Annotated in this window: 4 protein-coding genes; 2 read left to right on the forward strand and 2 right to left on the reverse strand. The window is 69.8% G+C overall.

What is annotated here, in order from left to right:
• Together ppsR and FV222_RS20015 are read right to left on the reverse strand one after the other, a co-directional pair.
• A partial coding sequence (gene ppsR / locus FV222_RS20010) for a transcriptional regulator PpsR (protein ID WP_147815465.1) occupies positions 1 to 1,109 on the reverse strand: 1,109 nt, incomplete at its 3' end.
• Positions 1,110 to 1,144: 35 nt separating this feature from the next.
• Positions 1,145 to 2,032, reverse strand: coding sequence for a cobalamin B12-binding domain-containing protein (locus FV222_RS20015; protein WP_238272190.1), 888 nt, complete (start codon positions 2,030 to 2,032; stop codon positions 1,145 to 1,147).
• Between the two features lie 279 nt (positions 2,033 to 2,311).
• Between FV222_RS20015 and bchF the strand changes: the two genes are divergently transcribed.
• On the forward strand, positions 2,312 to 2,827 hold the full coding sequence (gene bchF, locus FV222_RS20020) for a 2-vinyl bacteriochlorophyllide hydratase (RefSeq protein WP_147752938.1): 516 nt from the start codon (positions 2,312 to 2,314) through the stop codon (positions 2,825 to 2,827).
• A partial coding sequence (locus FV222_RS20025) for a ferredoxin:protochlorophyllide reductase (ATP-dependent) subunit N (RefSeq protein ID WP_147815466.1) occupies positions 2,824 to 3,668 on the forward strand: 845 nt, incomplete at its 3' end. The genes bchF and FV222_RS20025, both read left to right, overlap by 4 nt.

A 3,668-nucleotide genomic window follows, 5' to 3' on the forward strand; every position in this document is an offset into this window, starting at 1 on the left:
ACCTCGACCTCCTCGACGGAGCCGAGCACGCCGCGCAGGCCGGTGGCGAAGTGCCGGACCGAGCCGTGCTCGGCCAGCGTCGCGAACAGGGTGGCGGCCTCGGTCTCCTCGCGGCCGATCCAGCGGTCGATCAGCTCGCCGCGCGCCTGCTCCACGGTCGCGATCTGGGCGAGATCGAGGAAGGCGCCGTTGGCGGTGAGGATGCGCCGCGACAGATCGGTGACGACGAACCCTTCGGGAATGCCCTCGATCACGTCGAGGAGCGGGCCGCGAGCGCGCGCCGAATCGGCGCCGACGATGGCGGCGTCGCTGACGCGAAGCAGCACGCTCGCCGAGCTGCCCTGTCGGAACAAAGAGGCCGAGATCCGCGCCGGTCCGCGGCTTCCGCCAAGCCGGGCCTCGAGGTCCTCGGCCTTGCCGGTGGCGCGCAGGCCGGCGAACAGCAGCTCGATCTCACGCGCGCTCGCCGCCTCGAACAGCTCGACCACATCCTGCCCGAGGATCCGCTTCTCGGCGCGGCCGACGAGCCGGACGGCGGCGGGATTGATCTCGGTGACCCGGCGGGTGGCCGCGTCGACCACGAGCACCGGCTCGCTGCCGAGCTGGAACAGCATGCGGTAGCGGGTCTCCGCACCGCGCAGGCGGAGGTAGTCGCGCTCCAGCGCCTGCTGGGTCTCGACGAGCTTGCGCTGCAGCGAGGCCATGGCGAGGAGGTTGCGGCCGATGGCGATGATCGAGCCGTCCGAGCCCAACCGCATCGCGGCGTAGCGAATCGGCAGATCCTCACCGGAGACGGAAGGGTGGTTGACCTGGCGCCAGCGGGTCACGCCGTCCGGCGCCGCATCGCGCATCAGCGCGTCGATCTTCGGCCGGCTCTCGACGGTGACGGTGTCGATCCACCGCCGTCCGAGCCAGGTGTCACAGCCCTGGCCCGCAAGATCCGGCGCAGCGAAGGCCGCGTCGCGGATGATGCCATCCGCGTCGACGACCAACGATAGGTCCGTCGCAGCCGCAACGAGAAGACCCGCCGCCTCTCCGCCGAGGGCCGCCAGGGTCTTGCTCAGGGCTGCGGAGGGGTTCTGCGCAGCGTGGGTGGCCAAGCTGGTCAAGTCTCACCGCTTCGTGAAGTCGCCGATCAGGTCTTTCAGCAGGCTCCCGCCCTCATATCAAGCATGAACTCGGCTGCAGCCACAGCTCGGCGTGCATCCGACGCCGTCGCATCCGCGCCGACTTGCTCGATATGGCCGGGATTGTCGATGAAGATCGGGCCGCCGACGAGGATCCGGACGCCGGGATTGAACGAGACGCGCCGAAGTTCGAGGACGGTCTTGGTCAAGGTCGGCAGAAGGACCTCACAGCCGAGCGAGAGGCCGATCACGTCGAACCATGCGGTCCGCGCCTGGTTCAGGATCTCGCCCACCGGCGCCAGCGCCGTGCTCGTCACGTCCCAACCCGCGTCGCGGAAGAACTGCTCGATCATCGAAAGGCCGAACATGTGGGTCTCGCCGGGGCAGAGGCTCAGCAGGATGCTGTGCCCGTCCCGGTGCCCTCCGGTTTCGCCGCCGTAGCGGCGCGAGAGGTCGTGCATGATCCGCTGCAGGCGGCCCATCGCGATCGTCAGTTCCGCGAAATCGCAGAGATCCTCCTCCCACAACACGCCGAGATGCCGCGCCGTCGGCGCCAGCAGGTCGAGGAGGAGGCTGTCGAGGGCGAGCCCGTCGTCGACGAGGGCGGCGATCCGCGCCTCCACCACTTCGCCGGCCGGCGCCAGCACGAGGGAGGCGAACGCCTCGATGTCCTCGGCCGTCGGCTTCCGCGGCCCCGGGCCGCGGGTCGACGCCTCCATCCGGTGGGCAAGCATCAGGCGGGGAATGATCTCGGCCTCGACGACGCGGGACAGGTGACCGTGCCAGCGATCGGAGAGCTGCTGCCGGCGAGGCGGCGCCCGTTCGTCGATCTCGCAGGCCGAAGCCATCTCGCGTGCGAGGGCCAGGATGGCGTTTCGCCCCTCGGAGCGCCTCAAGTCATCCATTGGCCCTCTCCAATGTCGCTGACGGCTTAATTGTCTTTACAACTCAGCATGGCCGGGCCTGGAAATCCCCGCGCTGTCGCCCTCTTCGGGACGACTTGACCTAGACGATACCCTTTCGAGCCGACTTGGCAATGGTCAATTCGAACCAGAATGCTTCGATGTCATTGTCATTTGGATTTGACGTAAAGCGCGCTTGACACTTTTGGGCACGGTTTCTAGGCTTCACCCCAAGCCGCTCCTTCGAGAGGCGGCCGGCCGCAGCAGGGATGGGGTGAGGCGATGGGTCCGACGGACCGGACGACACGACCACCACTCTACACGCCGGCCGAGCGCGCCCGGCGCGACGCCAGCCGCTGGACCCTGGTCCAGGGCCTTCTCGCCCCCCTTCAATTCCTCGTGTTCCTCATCAGCCTCGGGCTCGTCCTGCGGACGCTGGCGACCGGCGAGGGCGCGGTCGCCGCCAACCTCTCGGTGCTGGCCAAGACGGGGCTGCTCTACGCGATCATGGTCACCGGCTCGATCTGGGAGAAGGCCGTGTTCGGCCGCTACCTGTTCGCCCCGGCCTTCTACTGGGAGGACGTGGTCAGCATGCTGGTGCTGGCCCTGCACACCGCCTACCTCGCTGTCCTCACGCTGGGCCTCATGGGCACCACCGGGCTGATGTGGCTGGCGCTCGCGGCCTACGCCTCCTACGCGGTCAACGCGACGCAATTCCTGCTCAAGCTCCGGGCCGCGCGGCTCCAGGCCCGGCCGCATCCGCGCCCCGTCGGCGGCACCGCGATGGTGGCGCGATGAACGCGCCCGACCTCACGCCGAGGGCCGCGACGGCGCCCGTCGAGGCCGGCTGCGGCGACGTCACGATCCGGCAGGAGCGCGGCCAGCGCGCAGTGTTCTGCGGGCTGACCGGTATCGTCTGGCTGCATCGCAAGATTCAGGACGCGTTCTTCCTCGTGGTCGGCTCGCGCACCTGCGCCCACCTGATCCAGTCGGCCGCCGGCGTGATGATCTTCGCCGAGCCGCGCTTCGCCACCGCGATCATCGACGAGCGCGACCTCGCCGGCATCGCCGACATGAACGAGGAGCTCGACCGGGTGGTGCGCCGCCTGATCGAGCGCCGCCCCGACATCCGGCTGCTGTTCCTCGTGGGCTCGTGCCCCTCCGAGGTGATCAAGCTCGACCTCGGCCGCGCGGCGCAGCGCCTCTCCACCACCTTCTCGCCGGACGTGCGGGTGCTGAGCTATTCCGGCAGCGGCATCGAGACCACGTTCACGCAGGGCGAGGATGCGTGCCTGGCGGCCCTCGTCCCCGAGATGCCGCGGGCGGAAGCCGACGCCGCCCCGGCGCTGCTGGTGGCGGGCGCCCTCGCCGACGTGGTCGAGGACCAGTTCCTCCGCATCTTCTCCGAGCTCGGGATCGGACCGGTCGCGTTCCTGCCTGCGCGGCGCGCGGGCCAGCTGCCGGCCGTCGGGCCGAACACCCGCTACCTGCTCGCCCAACCTTTCCTGACCGACACGGCCAAGGCGCTCGAGGCCCGCGGCGCGACCCGTCTGTCCGCTCCGTTCCCGCTCGGGGTCGAGGGCACGACGCGCTGGCTCAAGGCCGCCGCCGACGCGTTCGACGTGCCGGAGGCCCGCTT

It is taken from the genome of Methylobacterium sp. WL103 (assembly GCF_008039885.1).
GTDB classification, from domain to species: domain Bacteria; phylum Pseudomonadota; class Alphaproteobacteria; order Rhizobiales; family Beijerinckiaceae; genus Methylobacterium; species Methylobacterium cerastii.